The organism is Sporosarcina trichiuri (assembly GCF_030406775.1).
In the GTDB taxonomy this organism is placed as follows: domain Bacteria; phylum Bacillota; class Bacilli; order Bacillales_A; family Planococcaceae; genus Sporosarcina; species Sporosarcina trichiuri.
The window spans coordinates 740924-756614 of record NZ_CP129119.1; the positions used below are offsets into that span (position 1 = coordinate 740924).

13 protein-coding genes and 1 other annotated feature are annotated in these 15691 nt (G+C 54.8%); of the genes, 10 read left to right on the plus strand and 3 right to left on the minus strand.

From position 1 onward, the window contains the following. Positions 1–3 precede the first annotated feature (3 nt). The 6 genes from ccsA to QWT68_RS04020 all read left to right on the plus strand — a co-directional run bounded on the left by ccsA (position 4) and on the right by QWT68_RS04020 (position 5627). On the plus strand, positions 4–834 hold the full coding sequence (gene ccsA / locus QWT68_RS03995) for a cytochrome c biogenesis protein CcsA (RefSeq protein ID WP_290149709.1): 831 nt from the start codon (positions 4–6) through the stop codon (positions 832–834). A 44-nt stretch (positions 835–878) separates the two neighbouring features. Beyond that, complete coding sequence (hemC, locus tag QWT68_RS04000; protein ID WP_040286338.1) at positions 879–1811, plus strand: hydroxymethylbilane synthase; 933 nt, start codon at positions 879–881, stop codon at positions 1809–1811. Beyond that, positions 1801–2559, plus strand: a complete 759-nt coding sequence (locus QWT68_RS04005) for a uroporphyrinogen-III synthase (protein ID WP_290149711.1) — start codon at positions 1801–1803, stop codon at positions 2557–2559. Before hemC ends, QWT68_RS04005 begins: the two co-directional genes overlap by 11 nt. A 3-nt stretch (positions 2560–2562) precedes the next feature. Beyond that, positions 2563–3546 carry a porphobilinogen synthase gene (gene hemB / locus QWT68_RS04010; RefSeq protein WP_290149712.1) on the plus strand — a complete coding sequence of 328 codons (984 nt, stop codon included), beginning with the start codon at positions 2563–2565 and terminating at the stop codon, positions 3544–3546. Continuing rightward, positions 3543–4832 carry a glutamate-1-semialdehyde 2,1-aminomutase gene (gene hemL / locus QWT68_RS04015; protein ID WP_290149714.1) on the plus strand — a complete coding sequence of 430 codons (1290 nt, stop codon included), beginning with the start codon at positions 3543–3545 and terminating at the stop codon, positions 4830–4832. The genes hemB and hemL overlap by 4 nt, the downstream gene beginning before the upstream one ends. 102 nt (positions 4833–4934) lie before the next feature. Next, positions 4935–5627: a hypothetical protein gene (locus tag QWT68_RS04020; RefSeq protein WP_290149716.1), complete on the plus strand. Its 693-nt coding sequence runs from the start codon at positions 4935–4937 to the stop codon at positions 5625–5627. On the opposite strand, the gene QWT68_RS04025 is transcribed toward QWT68_RS04020, so the two are convergent. After that, complete coding sequence (locus tag QWT68_RS04025; RefSeq protein ID WP_040286342.1) at positions 5604–5795, minus strand: hypothetical protein; 192 nt, start codon at positions 5793–5795, stop codon at positions 5604–5606. The two genes, QWT68_RS04020 and QWT68_RS04025, sit on opposite strands and share 24 nt — an antisense overlap. Positions 5796–5862: 67 nt before the next feature. Next, positions 5863–6092 (plus strand) — a binding site (T-box leader). A 103-nt stretch (positions 6093–6195) separates the two neighbouring features. Here QWT68_RS04025 and QWT68_RS04030 point away from each other — a divergent pair. Beyond that, positions 6196–8844, plus strand: a complete 2649-nt coding sequence (locus QWT68_RS04030; protein ID WP_290149719.1) for a valine--tRNA ligase — start codon at positions 6196–6198, stop codon at positions 8842–8844. 310 nt (positions 8845–9154) lie between these two features. On the opposite strand, the gene QWT68_RS04035 is transcribed toward QWT68_RS04030, so the two are convergent. Beyond that, positions 9155–9967, minus strand: a complete 813-nt coding sequence (locus QWT68_RS04035) for an ATP-grasp domain-containing protein (protein WP_290149723.1) — start codon at positions 9965–9967, stop codon at positions 9155–9157. After that, the gene (locus QWT68_RS04040) at positions 9964–10830 is read right to left on the minus strand and encodes an ATP-grasp domain-containing protein (RefSeq protein ID WP_290149724.1); all 867 of its coding nucleotides are present in this window, start codon (positions 10828–10830) and stop codon (positions 9964–9966) included. The genes QWT68_RS04035 and QWT68_RS04040 overlap by 4 nt, the downstream gene beginning before the upstream one ends. 86 nt (positions 10831–10916) lie before the next feature. Here QWT68_RS04040 and QWT68_RS04045 point away from each other — a divergent pair, with 86 nt between their 5' ends. From QWT68_RS04045 to QWT68_RS04055, 3 genes are read left to right on the plus strand one after another with little or no spacing between them, the layout of a single operon-like run. After that, positions 10917–12143, plus strand: a complete 1227-nt coding sequence (locus QWT68_RS04045; protein WP_290149725.1) for a bifunctional folylpolyglutamate synthase/dihydrofolate synthase — start codon at positions 10917–10919, stop codon at positions 12141–12143. 44 nt (positions 12144–12187) lie between these two features. Then, a complete protein-coding gene (locus tag QWT68_RS04050) occupies positions 12188–13891 on the plus strand; it encodes a sensor domain-containing diguanylate cyclase (RefSeq protein ID WP_290149728.1) in 1704 nt (567 codons plus the stop codon). Between the two features lie 25 nt (positions 13892–13916). After that, positions 13917–15641, plus strand: a complete 1725-nt coding sequence (locus tag QWT68_RS04055) for a sensor domain-containing diguanylate cyclase (protein WP_290149730.1) — start codon at positions 13917–13919, stop codon at positions 15639–15641. Positions 15642–15691 lie beyond the last annotated feature (50 nt).

The window sequence follows — 15691 nt, forward strand, 5'->3', positions numbered from 1 at the left end:
CCTATGGTTGAAATGACGATGGCGCGGCTACAGGAAGCTATGCTTGTGCTGTATGCCGTCAGCCTGGTTTTCTACTTCATCGATTTCCTGAAAAAAGAACCGCATGCACAGCGGGCGGCTTTCTGGCTGACCGCTGCCGTATTCTTCATGCAGACGGGGTTCCTGCTGCGGACGATCATCCTGACCAGGCAGCTGCCGGTTCTGTCACTCACCGACGGAGTCTATTTCTTCACCTGGATCCTGATCGCCCTGTCGCTCGGCATCCAGCTCCGGTACAGCTCAAGCTATGCGGGATTCTTTTTGAATGTGATCGGGTTCAGTTTCATGACTTTCCATATTTTCGCACCTGCCGGACCGGCCGGGAGCGGAGTCGGGGAGCCGCTCATTTCCGAACTGCTGTTCATCCATATCACGTTCGCGATTTTGTCCTATGCCGCATTCGCGATGGCGTTCGTATTCGCGATTCTGTACCTGCTCGTATATAATTTGCTGAAGAAAAAGAAATGGTCGGCACAGTTCAGCCGCCTTCCTTCGCTCCAGCATGCGCTGACCGGTACGAAATCGGCGATCTATACGGGAATCCCTATGCTGCTCGTGAGCCTGATCCTCGGCATCCAGTGGGCCTATACGGCTCTTGACGACTGGACGATCTTCGACTTCAAGATTGTCGGGTCGTTTCTGCTGCTGATCGTCTACAGTTCGCTGCTAATGCTGAATCGGCGCGGGAAACTGCAGGCGGCGGATTTCGCCTGGGCGAACGTGATCGCATTCGTGCTGATCATCATCAATTTCTTTTTAGGAAGCAGACTATCGCAATTCCACTTCTGGCTGTGAACGCAACTGGCCGGGAATCCATACAACCGGAAAGGAAGAGGACTTTGAGAAAAATTATTGTAGGTTCGAGAAGAAGCAAGCTCGCATTGACCCAGACGAACTGGTTCATCGATCAGCTGAAGGCGGCAGGTGTGCCGTTCGAATTCGAAGTGAAAGAGATCGTGACGAAGGGTGACCAGATCGTCGACGTCATGCTGTCGAAAGTCGGCGGGAAAGGGCTCTTCGTCAAGGAGATCCAGCAGGCGCTGTTCGACAAGGAAATCGACTTTGCGGTACATAGCATGAAGGACATGCCGTCTGTCCTGCCGGAAGGACTGATTGTCGGCTGTATCCCGAAACGTGTGGATCCGCGCGATGCGTTCATCTCGAATGGCAATGTAGCGTTCAAGGACCTGCCGAAAGGTGCTGTTGTCGGAACGTCAAGTCTCCGGAGAAGTTCCCAGCTGCTGCTGCTGCGTCCCGATCTCGACATCAAATGGATCCGCGGCAATATCGACACCCGCCTAAAAAAGATGCAGAGCGGGGAATACGACGCCATCCTGCTTGCGGCAGCCGGCCTGAAGCGGATGGGCTGGAGCGAAGATATCGTCACTGAATATATGAACCTGGAAGACTGCATTCCCGCAGTCGGGCAAGGTGCCCTGTCGATTGAATGCCGGTCGGACGACGCAGAATTGCTTGCGGAATTGGCAAAGCTGAACGATGAGCAGACTTTCCGAGAAGTGGAAGCGGAACGGACGTTTTTGCGGGAAATGGACGGATCGTGCCAAGTGCCGATCGGCGGCTTTGCCCGTGTGAAAGAAGAAGGCATTGAGATGACAGGTTTCATCGCAGCGCCGGATGCGTCCGTTGTCTACCGTCACACCGCGCTGGCAGACACACCCGTGGAAGCAGGTGAAATCGTGGCGGATACACTCCGGAAAGAAGGGGCAGCGGAAGTCATCGAGAAAGTGAAGGCCGAAATGGATGTCCAGTAAGCAGCCGCTCTGCGGTGAGACCGTCATCTTCACAAGTACGAAAAAATCAGAGGAGCCGTACGAGCTCGTCCGGCAGCTCGGCGGGGAGCCGGTCTCCCTGCCGCTCATCCGGACAACCGATAGGCAGCGCGATGATGATCATGCCCGGCTGCTGCAGGCGCAGGCGTACGATTGGCTCATCTTCACGAGCCAGAGCGCAGTAGCTGCATTCAAAAGGAAGCTTGGACGTTCCGGCATGGACGCGGAGTCGTTTCCCGTGCATGTCGCAGCCGTCGGCGAGAAAACCGCGGCTGCCCTGCGTGAGCTCGGCTTCGGCGTGGATTTCATCCCCGATGTGTTCAGCGCCGATGTATTCGTCAAGCAGTTCAACCCTGCCGGCAGAGCACTCCGTGCGCTGTTCCTGAAGGGGAACCTGGCAGGATCGCTCATCTCAACCGAACTCTCCCTGTCTGTCGATGAATGGACAGTATACGACACAGTCCCTGAAACGGCTTCCATCAAAAGGATTGTGGATCTGGCACGACAAGACTTGCCGCTGTCGATCCTGTTCGCCAGTCCGTCCGCAGTTTCGGTGTTCGGAGAATACCTGGCGCCGCAGATCGGCTGGACGGGCTTTACAATCGGTGCAATCGGGCATATTACGGAACGGGCACTGATGGAAGCCGGCGCGCATGCCGGCGTCATGCCGTCCGTCTATACATTACCGGAACTCGTGCGGGCACTCGCCGAGTCGAAAGGAAGGAACTGACTGATGACACAATTGAACTTCAAACGGCACCGCCGTCTGCGCAGCTCTGCGGGGATGCGCGCCATGGTGCGCGAAACACAGCTGGATGCATCCGACTTCATCTATCCGATCTTCGTGATCGAAGGGGAGGATATCAAGCAGGAGGTTCCGTCCATGCCGGGTGTCTATCAGCACTCGATGGATCGTCTCGGCGAGGAGCTCGATGAGGCGGTCGCGCTCGGAATTCCATCTGTCATCTTTTTCGGTGTCGTGACTGAAAAAGACGCTGTCGGCAGCGGGGCGTATCATGATCAAGGCATCATCCAGGAAGCGATCCGCCTTGCGAAGGACCGCCACCCGCATCTGATGGTGATCGCAGACACATGTTTGTGTGAGTATACCGATCATGGACATTGCGGCGTGATCGAAGGGGACCGGGTCCTGAACGATCCGTCCCTCGAACTTCTGGTGAAAACGGCTGTGTCCCAGGCGAAAGCCGGTGCGGATATCATTGCACCGTCCAACATGATGGATGGATTCGTCACTGCCATCCGTCACGGCCTGGACCAAGCAGGCTTCGAAGAGACGCCGATCATGAGCTACGCAGTGAAATATGCCTCTGCCTATTACGGTCCGTTCCGCGATGCTGCGGATTCGACACCGCAATTCGGTGATCGGAAAGCGTATCAGATGGACCCGGCCAACCGGATGGAAGCGCTCCGTGAAGCGGAATCCGATGTTGCAGAAGGCGCAGATTTCCTCATCGTCAAACCGGCATTATCCTACTTGGATATCATGCGTGATGTGAAAAACAACACATTGCTGCCGCTTGTCGCCTATAACGTCAGCGGGGAGTATGCAATGGTGAAAGCAGCCGCGCTGAACGGCTGGGTCGATGAGCAGCGGATTGTTCTGGAGACACTGACAAGTATGAAACGCGCGGGTGCAGATCTGATCATGACCTATCATGCGAAAGATGCGGCGCGCTGGCTGGAGGAGACGAAATGAGAGACTATACAAAATCGAAGCAGGCATTCAAAGAAGCGGTCGATCTCATGCCGGGCGGAGTGAATTCCCCGGTCCGCGCCTTCAAATCGGTCAATATGGACCCTATCTTCATGGAGAGCGGCAAAGGTGCGATCATCAAGGATATCGACGGCAACGAATACATCGATTACGTCCTGTCATGGGGACCGCTCATTCTTGGACACGCCGAGGAAGGCGTCGTGAAAGCACTTCAGGACGCAGCGGTGAAAGGGTCCAGTTTCGGTGCGCCGACACTGCTTGAAAACGAGCTTGCTGAACTCGTCATCGAGCGGGTGCCGTCAATCGAGATGGTCCGGATGGTTTCATCTGGTACGGAAGCGACGATGAGTGTCCTGCGTCTTGCCCGAGGCTATACGAAGCGCAACCTGATTTTGAAATTCGAAGGGTGCTACCACGGTCACGGAGATTCCCTTCTCATCAAAGCGGGATCCGGCGTTGCGACACTAGGCCTGCCGGACAGCCCGGGCGTCCCGGAAGGCGTTGCGAAGAATACGATTACAGTGCCATACAACGATCTGGAGAGCCTGAAACTCGCCTTCAAGGAATACGGTGACGATCTGGCAGCTGTCATCGTTGAACCGGTTGCCGGCAATATGGGTGTTGTCCCGCCAAAGGACAGTTTCCTGACAGAGCTCCGCAAGATGACGGAAGAGAACGGCACACTGCTCATCTTCGACGAAGTGATGACCGGGTTCCGCGTCGGCTACAACTGTGCACAGGGTCATTTCGGGGTCACTCCGGATCTGACATGCCTCGGTAAGGTGATCGGCGGCGGACTGCCGGTCGGCGCGTACGGCGGCAAACGGGAGATCATGGAACACATCGCACCGGCGGGCACGGTCTACCAGGCAGGGACACTTTCAGGCAACCCGCTCGCGATGACTGCAGGGATCGAGACACTGAAGCGCCTGACGCCTGCGTCATACGATCACTTCATGAAACTCGGCGACCAGCTGGAGAAAGGGTTCCGCGAAGCGGCGCAAGCGAACAACATTCCGCATACGGTCAACCGGGCAGGATCGATGATCGGCTTCTTCTTCACGAACGAGGATGTCGTCGATTATGAATCGGCGAAGACATCCGATCTCAAGCTGTTCGCGGAATACTACCGCATGATGGCGGACGAGGGGATCTTCCTGCCGCCGTCCCAGTTCGAAGGCATGTTCCTGTCTGCAGCGCATACCGAAGAGCATATTGCAGAAACGGTGAAGGCGTTCCATACCGTCTTCAGCAAACTGAAGAAATAATTTAAAAAGCCTTATCGGACATCATCGTGCCGGTAAGGCTTTTTGTTCTGTCTCCGGCCGTCCCCGCATACAATGCATGAGAATAAAGGAGGCGGCTGAGAGATGAAACCGATCGAATGGACATTATCCGAAACATTCCAATTCCCCGCATCAGCAGGCAGGGTGACAGAGGCGGACAGTGTGAAAGTGACCGCAGGCTATGATGATAAGCAGACGGAAGATGCCGTCCGGCTGTCGGGCATCTACCATATTGCGGCGAATGTGACGTTTGGAGAAGGCGTGGCCGATGCAGAAAATACAGCGGAGGACGCAATCCTCATCGATGACGTGGAGCTGGAAGGCGCGAAAGGCTATTTCGAGTACGCTGTTCCGCTGCAAGTCGATCTGCCGGCAGCTGACGGTGTCGGTGTGACAGCGACAGTGGTCGATGCGTCGGCATCCGCTACGGACAGCGGCGAGCTGCTGGTCATGTGGACCGTACAAGCATCCGCCAGGGAAGAGGCCGTTCCTGCAGTGGCTGCGGAAACGGCAGCTGTCGAGGCGGCTGAGCAGATCGTCAGCGCGGCAGAGTCAAATACTGCAACTGCAGCGGATGAGCAGGCAGCTGAAGTGACTTCCGCTGCAGCAGCAGCTGATTCCGCGGAAGCGGATCTGGACAGTGACAGTTCGAGCGTGGCGATTGCGATGACAGTGACTGAAGACAGCGGGCATCACGAAATGCTGGCGTTCATCCAGGACCTGGACGATGACGTGTCTGTCACGCCGTATGTGCTAAATAATGTTGCGGTGGAATAGGAACGCGCAGCCGCACAGTACGCAGAAGAGCAGGAAATCACCGGTCGTCGGGATGATCAGCAGCCGGATGAGCTGGAAGACGGAAATCGGGATGATGATCATCTTGCAGTAGAATCTCGTTTTCCGGAGCCAGGGCGGCAGCAAGTATGGGTTGTATCCTCTTCTCATGACACCATCCTTTCGTTGCAGGCTTGACGGGTCCGGCACGTTTCCGGTACACTGATGGAAACAGCATAGGGATGCAGTGAGCGGGAAAGTAAGCCGGCTGGCATTTTTCAGAGAGGGTCCGGGAATGGTGCGAGGACCCAGTGCAGCCTGACTGAACGTCACCCGTCAGCAGTTTTCGTGAACACAGTCGTCACTAGCGGAAACCGGTTAGAAGCCGTTATGTTTTTCGAGGCATCGTGTTTTTAGGCACGCATGCGAATAAAGGTGGTACCGCGAACTGACTCCTTCGTCCTTTACAGACGAAGGGGTTTTTTGTGTTTCATCCGCGATACAGCTGCACGCCGGGCAGATGCCCGGCGATCACTGACACATCCATAAGGACATATGAGGAGGAACCGTTATGACGGACAAACAGCAGACAGAAATGCCGACGAAGTACGATCCGCAGACGATCGAGAAAGACCGCTATGAATGGTGGCTGGAAGGCGGGTACTTCAAAGCCCAGCCGGAGAGCGGCAAGGAGCCGTATACAATTGTCATCCCGCCGCCAAACGTGACAGGCAAGCTTCACCTCGGCCATGCGTGGGATACAACGCTGCAGGATATCCTGATCCGCATGAAACGGATGCAGGGCTACGATGCTCTTTGGCTGCCCGGCATGGACCATGCGGGTATTGCGACACAGGCGAAGGTGGAGGAGAAGCTCCGTGCGGACGGCCAGAACCGCTATGACCTCGGCCGCGAGAAATTCCTCGAGAAGACATGGGAATGGAAAGAGGAATATGCCGGCCATATCCGGGAGCAGTGGGCGAAACTCGGTCTCGCGCTCGATTATTCCCGCGAACGGTTCACACTCGATGAAGGCCTGTCGCGTGCAGTCCGGGAAGTGTTCGTAAAGCTCTATGACAAAGGGCTGATCTACCGCGGCGAGTACATCATCAACTGGGATCCCGCAACAAAAACAGCGCTGTCCGATATCGAAGTCATCCATAAAGATGTAGCGGGTGCCTTCTATCATATGCGCTACCCGCTCACAGATGGAACCGGAAGTATCGAAATCGCGACGACCCGCCCGGAGACGATGCTCGGGGATACGGCGGTCGCCGTCCATCCGGATGATGAACGCTACCAGCACCTGATCGGCAAGACGGTCAAACTGCCGATTGTCGGCCGTGAAATCCCGATCGTTGCGGATGATTACGTGGAAATGGACTTCGGAAGCGGTGCAGTCAAGATCACGCCGGCACACGACCCGAACGACTTTGAGATCGGCAACCGCCATGACCTTCCGCGTGTCCTCGTCATGAACGAAGACGGCTCGATGAACAGCATGGCCGGCAAATACGAAGGCATGGACCGTTTCGAATGCCGGAAAGCGATCGTCAAGGACCTGCAGGAGATGGATGTCCTGTTCAAAATCGAAGAGCACAACCATTCCGTCGGCCACTCGGAGCGGAGCGGCGCAGTCGTCGAGCCATACTTGTCGACACAATGGTTCGTCAAGATGCAGCCGCTGGCAGAACAGGCGATCGAACTGCAGAAGACGGACGGCAAAGTCAACTTCGTTCCCGAGCGGTTCGAGAAGACGTATCTGACATGGATGGAGAACGTCCACGACTGGTGCATCTCCCGCCAGCTCTGGTGGGGCCACCGCATTCCGGCCTGGTATCATAACGAAACTGGCGAAGTGTATGTCGGTGAGGAAGCGCCGGCGGACATCGAGAACTGGCATCAGGAGAATGACGTGCTCGATACGTGGTTCTCATCCGCACTCTGGCCATTCTCGACGATGGGCTGGCCGGATACGGAAGACCCTGAATTCAAACGGTATTATCCGACGGACGCTCTCGTTACAGGATATGACATCATCTTCTTCTGGGTGTCCCGGATGATCTTCCAGGCGCTCGAATTCACCGATCAGCGTCCGTTCAATGATGTGCTGATCCACGGACTGGTGCGTGCAGAAGACGGCCGCAAAATGTCGAAGTCGCTCGGCAACGGGGTCGATCCGATGGACGTCATCGACCAGTACGGTGCCGATGCGCTCCGCTACTTCCTGGCGACAGGGTCATCACCGGGGCAGGACCTGCGCTATTCGACGGAAAAAGTCGAAGCGATCTGGAATTTCGCGAACAAGATCTGGAACGCCTCCCGTTTCGCGCTCATGAACATGGAAGGCATGACATACGAGGAAATCGACCTGTCCGGCAAGCGATCTGTCGCGGATGACTGGATCCTGACGCGCCTGAACGAAACAATCGATTCCGTCACCAAGCTGTCCGACCGGTATGAATTCGGCGAAGTCGGCCGTGCGCTCTACAACTTCATCTGGGATGACGTGTGCGACTGGTATATCGAAATGGCGAAGCTGCCATTGTATGGGGAAGACGAGGACGCGAAGAAGATGACGCGCTCCGTGCTCGCCTATGTCCTCGACAACACGATGCGTCTGCTGCACCCGCTCATGCCGTTCATCACCGAAGAGATCTGGCAGAACCTGCCGCACAGCGGCGAGTCGATCACGGTGGCACCATGGCCGACAGTGAATGCTGCCTACTCGGATGAAAAACGCTCGGATGACATGAAACTGCTGACGGATATCATCAAAGCGGTCCGCAACATCCGCGCGGAAGTGAACACACCGATGAGCCGCCAGGTGCCTCTCTACATCGCTGCGAAAGATGAGGCGACAGCTGCCGTGCTGGATGAGAACCAGGCGTATCTGGAGAAGTTCTGCAATCCGGAATCCCTCAAAATCGGTTTGGACGTCCAGGCGCCAGGTAAATCGATGTCCGCCGTCGTGACAGGCGCGGAACTGTTCATGCCACTTGAAGGGCTGCTCGATATCGACGAGGAGATCGCACGTCTGACGAAAGAACTCGGCAAATGGACCGGCGAAGTGAAGCGCGTCCAGGGCAAACTGTCCAACGAACGCTTCGTTTCGAAAGCACCGCAGGCCGTCGTCGACGAAGAGCGTGCGAAAGAGAAGGATTACCTCGAAAAACACGCCGCCGTCCAGCGCCGGATCGAGGAACTGAAAGAGATTTAACTAAGGGAGGCTCCGCAGCTGCGGAGCCTTTTTTCCATGGGGGCGGAGGCGGCCGTAACGCTCATAAACCGGCCGAAAATGATCATAAATCTTGAAAAATGATCATAAAACGAAGAATGTGATCATAAACACAGAATTCCGCTCATAAACTCACCAAAGTGATCATAAATCCCGAAAAGTGATCATAAAACAGGAGAAACCGCTCATAACGCAAGCGGGCAATGCTCCGCATCAGCAGCCATCCCGGCATAAAAAAGCGAAGCGCCACAAATCAGGCACTTCGCTTTTCCTATCTTCCGTAAACAGGCAGCTATCCCGCAAACGGATCGTCCAGCTTATCAGAAATGTACTTCATCAATTCCTCCGCAACATCCAGGTCGCCTGCTGCATACAGCGACCGCGCGCCAACAGGATCTTCAAGTTCATTGAACAGCCAGATCCCATCCTGATCCTGGATAAAGTCGATACCGACATAATCGCTTTTCAGCGCCTTGGCAATCCGTTCCGCGAAGGCAGTGAGCGCGGCCGGCGGGCTGAACGGCTCCGCTGTGCCGCCGAGTGCGACATTCGACTTGAACGACCCGGCGCCTGTCCGCTTCACTGCACCGATACAGACAACTCCGAGCATATAGAGCCGGACGTCGGACGGCGTGTGATCGATGAATGGCTGGACAATCCACTGCTCCGTGGGCCGTTCCGCAAACAATTCCGCAGCCGACTTCTCATCCTCCAGCAAAAACACATCACTGCCGCCATGCCCATCGGCCGTCTTGACGACAGCCGGGAACGACCGGATCTCGTCCACAGCTCTCACTTTAGCCGTTGGAATCGCCGGAACGCCGAGCATCATCGCGAGCTGTGATGCCGCGAGTTTATCATTCGCGATCCGGTTCACTTCGGTACGGTTGAACACGCGGACGCCGGCGTCTTCCAGGCCGCGGCTGATGTCAAAGTCACGGCCGCGGTACAACGCAAAATCCGGCTGAGCGTCATCCGGCTGCAATTCTTCCTCGATCTTCAGTTCAAGATCCAGCCTGCAGTTTTGAGCTGCCGCGATCAGCTGCCCTATGAACCACGCATTCCGCTCCGCTTCTTCGCGGCTGTAGATTAGCCATCCCGTCATGATAGTTCCTCCAGTATCCAGGCGATCATATCGTCAGCGACGTTGATGCCCGTAACATTGTAGAGATTACGGATATGGGCCGCACCGTTGACTTCGCAGACGAGCGGCTGCCCGTCCGGATCGTACAGCAGATCGACACCGGCAAAGTCCGCACCGACCGACCGGGCAGCCCGGAGAGCGACGGATTCCTGTTCAGCCGTGAGTTCTACGACAGCGGCAGTCCCGCCGTTTGTAATATTCGCCCGGAAATCGGTTTCCGAGGAACGCGCCATCGCAGCGGCAACCCGATCGCCGATGACGTTCACCCGGATGTCGCGGCCACGGCTCGACGCGACGAATTCCTGGAACAGATAATCGATTCCGCGAAGTTCATCAACCTTCTCGTAAAACGCTTCTTCAGTTTCGATCAAATAAACATTCATGCCGAACGAGCCCCGGGCTTCTTTGATGATCATTGGGAGACCCAGCTCACCCAGTACCCGCTCGTAAAATCCGCTGCCAGAAATCGTGAACTTAGGATACACTTTCGGCGCCAGAATCGTCCGTGGCATCGGTATGCCGTCGCGCGCAAGGGCAACCGCCTGCTTCGTCTTATTGTCGCACCGTTCGATCACTTCCGGGTCGTTATACACCGGAATGCCGAGCGATTTCAAATAGGTCGCTAGCACGATATCTTTATCCAGGAAGACGACGAAATCCGGCAAATCATCAAGCGGCTGGGTCACATCCATGAGCACTTCATAGTTTTTCAGGATCCGCGCATAGACGCCTGCTCGCTCCGCCGCCCCGGCGATGAGTTCCGCCTGATCCCTGAACTTTTCGCTGACGAGACTGCCATTATAAATAATCCAGCATTTTTTCAAAATGAACCCTTCTCCCCGTGCTATACTTTGGTATACAGTAGAACTTATCGAATTCATTCAATTCTAGCATAAGGCGGGGAAAAAGCATGATACCGAAATTGGATGTGTACATAGAACATGCTGGCCTGACGAGCAGCAGCACGATCAAACCGGGTCTCGAAGCGATCCGTCATGCCATGCAGGCGCTCGGCAATCCGCAGGACCAGCTGCGGGCAATCCATGTCGCCGGCACGAACGGCAAAGGATCGACGGTCGCGTTCATGGAGTCCATTCTGCAGACGGCGGGCGTGACGACCGGCGTCTTCACCTCACCGGCGATGATCGACATCCACGACCAAATCCGCGTGAACGGCCGGAATGCAACCCCTGCACAGCTGAAGGACAGTTTCCGCTTGATCAGCGAAGCAGGACTCGACGGCTGCCTGACCGACTTCGAACTGCTGACGGCGGCAGCATTCGTCACATTTGCAGAGGCGAAACCCGACATCCTCCTCGTCGAATGCGGACTCGGCGGCAGGTATGACAGTACGAATGTGCTGAATCCCGCCGTCACGGTCATCACATCGATTGCGAAAGAGCATACCGAGTTCCTCGGAGACACACTTGAGTCGATTGCCTGGCACAAAGCGGGCATCTTCAGATCCGGCATCCCGGCAGTCGTCGGGGACCTGCCGCGAGAAGCCATGGCGGAAGCGGAAAAGATTGCAGCAGAAGGGGATAGTCCGCTCTATCGGTACGGCAACGACTTCAGCATGGAAGGTGACCGGTTCTGCGGGATCCGCACGATTGACCGGCTAAACAGGAAGCTGAAAGGCCCTCATCAGGCGGTTAACGCAGCAATGGCAATCGAGGCGGTGCATCTTGCATATCCTGATATAGAGGAAGAAGCGGTCCGGACAGGCATCGGAGAAGCGCAGCTGTCATTCCGGTTCGAGGAAGCGGCGCCTGGCGTCTTTTTTGACGGCGCCCACAACCCGGCGGCCGCAAAACGCCTTCGGGAGACGATCGAGCAGCAGTTTCCCGGCGAAACCGTCGATTTTGTCATTGGCATGATGGCGAACAAGGATATAGAAGCCGTTCTTGCGGAGCTCATTCCGGTCGCCGCGTCGTTCACATTCGTCGATTTTGATGAACCCGGTGCAGCTCCTGCCGGCACATTGTATGAAATGTGCCAGTTTGGAAATAAACAGGTGACAGATCATTTGGATGCTTCTATACTACTAAGAGAGAACCCAGGCCGAAAGAAAATAGTCTCAGGGTCTTTGTACTTGCTAAACAGTCTAAAGTCTCATATACTGAGTATGGAACTATAGACAGTACTCAATGGGCATTTCTGACCGACGAAGGAGTGAAATGAATGAAGCTGACAGGCCGGCCGTTTCTGATTTTGCTGCTGCTCTGGACACTGATTGTCCCGGCCGGCACTGTATACCTTTTGACAGCACACCCACTGCCTGATGTGAACTGGCTGTGGCTCGGTCTGTCTGCTATTTTCGGATTTTTTAGTATATATTTTCCCATCATCTATAACGGGAAATCGATCGTCCTGTTCGTCTGGTTCACGCTTCCTGTCTTCCTCTTGTATGGCCTGACTGCAGAAGTACTCGTCACGCAGCTGATCGTCATCACTGCAGTCCTCTCAAAAGCTCATACAGGCGATGTGCTATACCGGCTGCTGTACAACTCGCTTGCGTACTTCCTGCTGTCATTCCTGTCCGCTGCCGCCTTTGCGCTCGCTGGTGCGGAAGTCGGCAGCCTGGCGTTCGGTTCGCTTGTCACAGGCGTGATTGCGTATCAGGTTGTCTATTCCGTGCTGTATGATGCGATTTTCAAGCTGTACGGGACGCTGACGAGACGGATGCGACGCAACACGATGAGAGAGACGCTGTTCCATTATTTCAGACTGCTTCTTGTTGTGCCGCTCGCTGTTTCACTTTACTACATGCTGGTGTTCTATGGTGCCATCGGGTATGTGCTGATCGGTATACCGTTTTTCCTGATGACTTACTTACTGCGTGTCAACGGACAGCGGGAGGACTTGACAGGCTTTATCCAGGCGGCCGGTAAAATCGGGCAGCAGCTCGCTGCCATGACCAGAGGCAATGAGATTAACGAAGAGTATCTGACGAAAGCATCCAGTCTGTTTTCCGCAGATTATATTTACTTATACGACGCTTACGAAGGATGGCTGGAACCGAGGTATTTCTATGCGGATGGAAAAAAACAGACACCGCCGACTGTCCGTTTAGCGGCTGGGCAGGGGATAGCCGGGAGGCTGCTGTCAGGTGAAACGAGTGAATTGTTTACGCGCCGTGAACAGTGGATCCGCCAGACTGTCACGGTCGTGCCGGAAAACTTGGAAAGCCTCATGTGCATCCCATTGATCCGGCATCAGAAGGTGGTCGGCGGAGTCGTGCTCGGCAGCAGTAAACGCAACAGCTTCAAAGAATTTCATCTGAATGTACTGGACTTATTGAGCTCCTATTTTGTCGTAGCTGCCGAGAAGGCGAAGTATATCGAGGAAGCGGAACAGGAGAGCGATATGTGTGCCCTCACCGGTCTCTATAACTACCGGTATCTGGAACGCCAACTGGAGAGTGAGATAGCCGCCCTAAAGCGGGGCAGTATTGATCAGGTCGCTCTCGTCATGCTGGATATCGACCACTTCAAAGCGGTCAATGACACATATGGCCATGAAAATGGCAATCGTGTCCTGCAGCAGCTCAGCAGACTCCTGAAAGAACAATGTCCGTCAGGCGGCACGGCAGCACGGTATGGCGGTGAGGAATTCGTTTATATCCTCCCGGGATACTCGAAAGAAAAAGCTGCAGCGTTTGCTGAAATGCTTCGGCAGTTAATCGAGAAAACGCAAATGACTATACAGAGCCATCTGGATAAGGGGCTGCTGGAGGAAACGATCACCCTCACATCCAGCTTAGGAGTGGCAGCCTCGCCTGAGGACACCGACGAAGCCATGGTGCTCCTGCGAAACGCAGACCGCGCCCTCTACATCGGAGCGAAGCAGTCGGGACGCAATCGGGTGGGGGTATACGTGAAGTGAGGAACTGCAGAATGGAGTGTGTAAAGTGCTAGATTATCCGAAGAGGCAGTTTACAGCATTTGCTCTGTGGCTGCTCGTTGTTCCTGTCGCCGTTTGGCTGGTGTATGACCGGTTTCCTTTCGAAACGGTGAATTACGGTTTCCTGTCTGCCAATTTCGTCATGATGCTTGTTGCGCTGAGTATGTCCTTCAAAGTGTTTTCGAACAGCGTTCCAGTTGAACGGTGGATTATATTTGTCGTGTTTTTCCAGTACGGCCTTTTTGCAGAGATGATATTCATGCAGATTGCGTTACTGACACTGCAATTTCTGAGTAAGTCAAGTCTGCCGCCGCTATACCGGTTTTCGACCAACTCTCTCATGTTCACGCTGGTGTCGATCTTCAGTGCAGGGATGTTCTATCTCGCAGGCGGCAGTACCGCGGAGCCGACTCTATGGTCATTCACCTTTGCCGCAATCATCTATGCAATCTCCTATTCACTCATCAATTCACTGATCATCTTCTGCATGACGAAATTGGAAGGTGAATCGACGGAGAACGAATGGAAACTCACTATATGGGATTTAGCCACGTCTTTGGTATTCATCCCGTTAGCTGTCGCCTACAGCCTGCTTGCAGATCAGCTTGGAAACTATTCTCTCCTGCTGTTGGGAGCTCCATTCCTGATCATTCTGCTGATCATCAAACGGTTCGCTTTTTCAGGGGAGTTTCAGGAGAAACTGTCGTCGGCCGTTGAAATGGGCCATGAACTGACGGACAGCCTGCTGACGGATGAAGTGATTGAAAAGTTCATCGAGAAGATCAAACACGTCGTGAATTATGACCAGCTGTATCTGCTGGATGTCACGAAACAGAAAGAACTAAAGCTGCTCACTTGCTCGGAAGCGGGAGAGATTGCAGAGAATTCCCATTTCTTCACTTGCGACCCGGATTCGTATCATCTGATGAATGCAGAAAAAGCGGTAATCCATCCGACTGCCAAGGAAATCAGGAAACTGACCCAGTTCTCGTTCAGTAATTCCGTGCAGAGCCTTCTGATTGCTCCAGTCATCCGCAACGGAACGACAGAAGGCTTCCTGATATTGACGTCATTCCGGAAGAACTTTTTTGAGGATCTCGACAAGCGGATGGCCGAGCTGCTCACAGGCTATTTCGAAACGTCGATTGTCAAAGCGTATCATTATGAAAAGACGCTCGCCGTCAGCGAACGCTGCGGTCTTACCAAGCTGAACAACTTCAGGTATCTGACAAAGCAGATGACCCGCGAGATGGATAGGATCCGGTCCGGGGAGCTCAGTGATTTGTCGGCCATCATCATGGATATCGACCATTTCAAATCCATCAACGATACGTACGGCCACCAGAGCGGCAACGACATATTGGTCACGTTTGCGGACATTCTCCGAAAATACGAAACAAATGACCGGACGCTCGCCCGGTATGGCGGAGAAGAGTTTGTGCTCCTGCTCCCCGACATGACGAAAGACGGGGCTGCTGATCTCGCGGAACGGATCCGCAGGGAAGTGGAGGAGACGCTGTTCACCATCCAGCCGGACCTGTCGAAGGAGCGGAAACGGATTGGAATCCGCCTGACCGTGAGTCTCGGCGTCTCCTCTATTCCGGAAGATACGGATTCCGAATCGAGCCTGCTGCGGAATGCCGACCGGGCGCTGTACATCGGCGGCAAGCAGGCAGGTCGCAACCGTGTCGGAATCTATGAAGCTGACCGTTCAAAACCGATCGGTATTTAACGAATGACAGAAATAGAGATTGCTTCGGCAGTCTCTGTTTTTGTTGTAGA

Coding starts and splice junctions, on each gene's coding strand:
- ccsA (WP_290149709.1), top strand. CDS start 4: ATGGTTGAAATGACGATGGCGCGGCTACAGGAAGCTATGCTTGTGCTG.
- QWT68_RS04005 (WP_290149711.1), top strand. CDS start 1,801: ATGTCCAGTAAGCAGCCGCTCTGCGGTGAGACCGTCATCTTCACAAGT.
- hemB (WP_290149712.1), top strand. CDS start 2,563: ATGACACAATTGAACTTCAAACGGCACCGCCGTCTGCGCAGCTCTGCG.
- hemL (WP_290149714.1), top strand. CDS start 3,543: ATGAGAGACTATACAAAATCGAAGCAGGCATTCAAAGAAGCGGTCGAT.
- QWT68_RS04020 (WP_290149716.1), top strand. CDS start 4,935: ATGAAACCGATCGAATGGACATTATCCGAAACATTCCAATTCCCCGCA.
- QWT68_RS04025 (WP_040286342.1), bottom strand. CDS start 5,795: ATGAGAAGAGGATACAACCCATACTTGCTGCCGCCCTGGCTCCGGAAA.
- QWT68_RS04030 (WP_290149719.1), top strand. CDS start 6,196: ATGACGGACAAACAGCAGACAGAAATGCCGACGAAGTACGATCCGCAG.
- QWT68_RS04035 (WP_290149723.1), bottom strand. CDS start 9,967: ATGACGGGATGGCTAATCTACAGCCGCGAAGAAGCGGAGCGGAATGCG.
- QWT68_RS04045 (WP_290149725.1), top strand. CDS start 10,917: ATGATACCGAAATTGGATGTGTACATAGAACATGCTGGCCTGACGAGC.
- QWT68_RS04050 (WP_290149728.1), top strand. CDS start 12,188: ATGAAGCTGACAGGCCGGCCGTTTCTGATTTTGCTGCTGCTCTGGACA.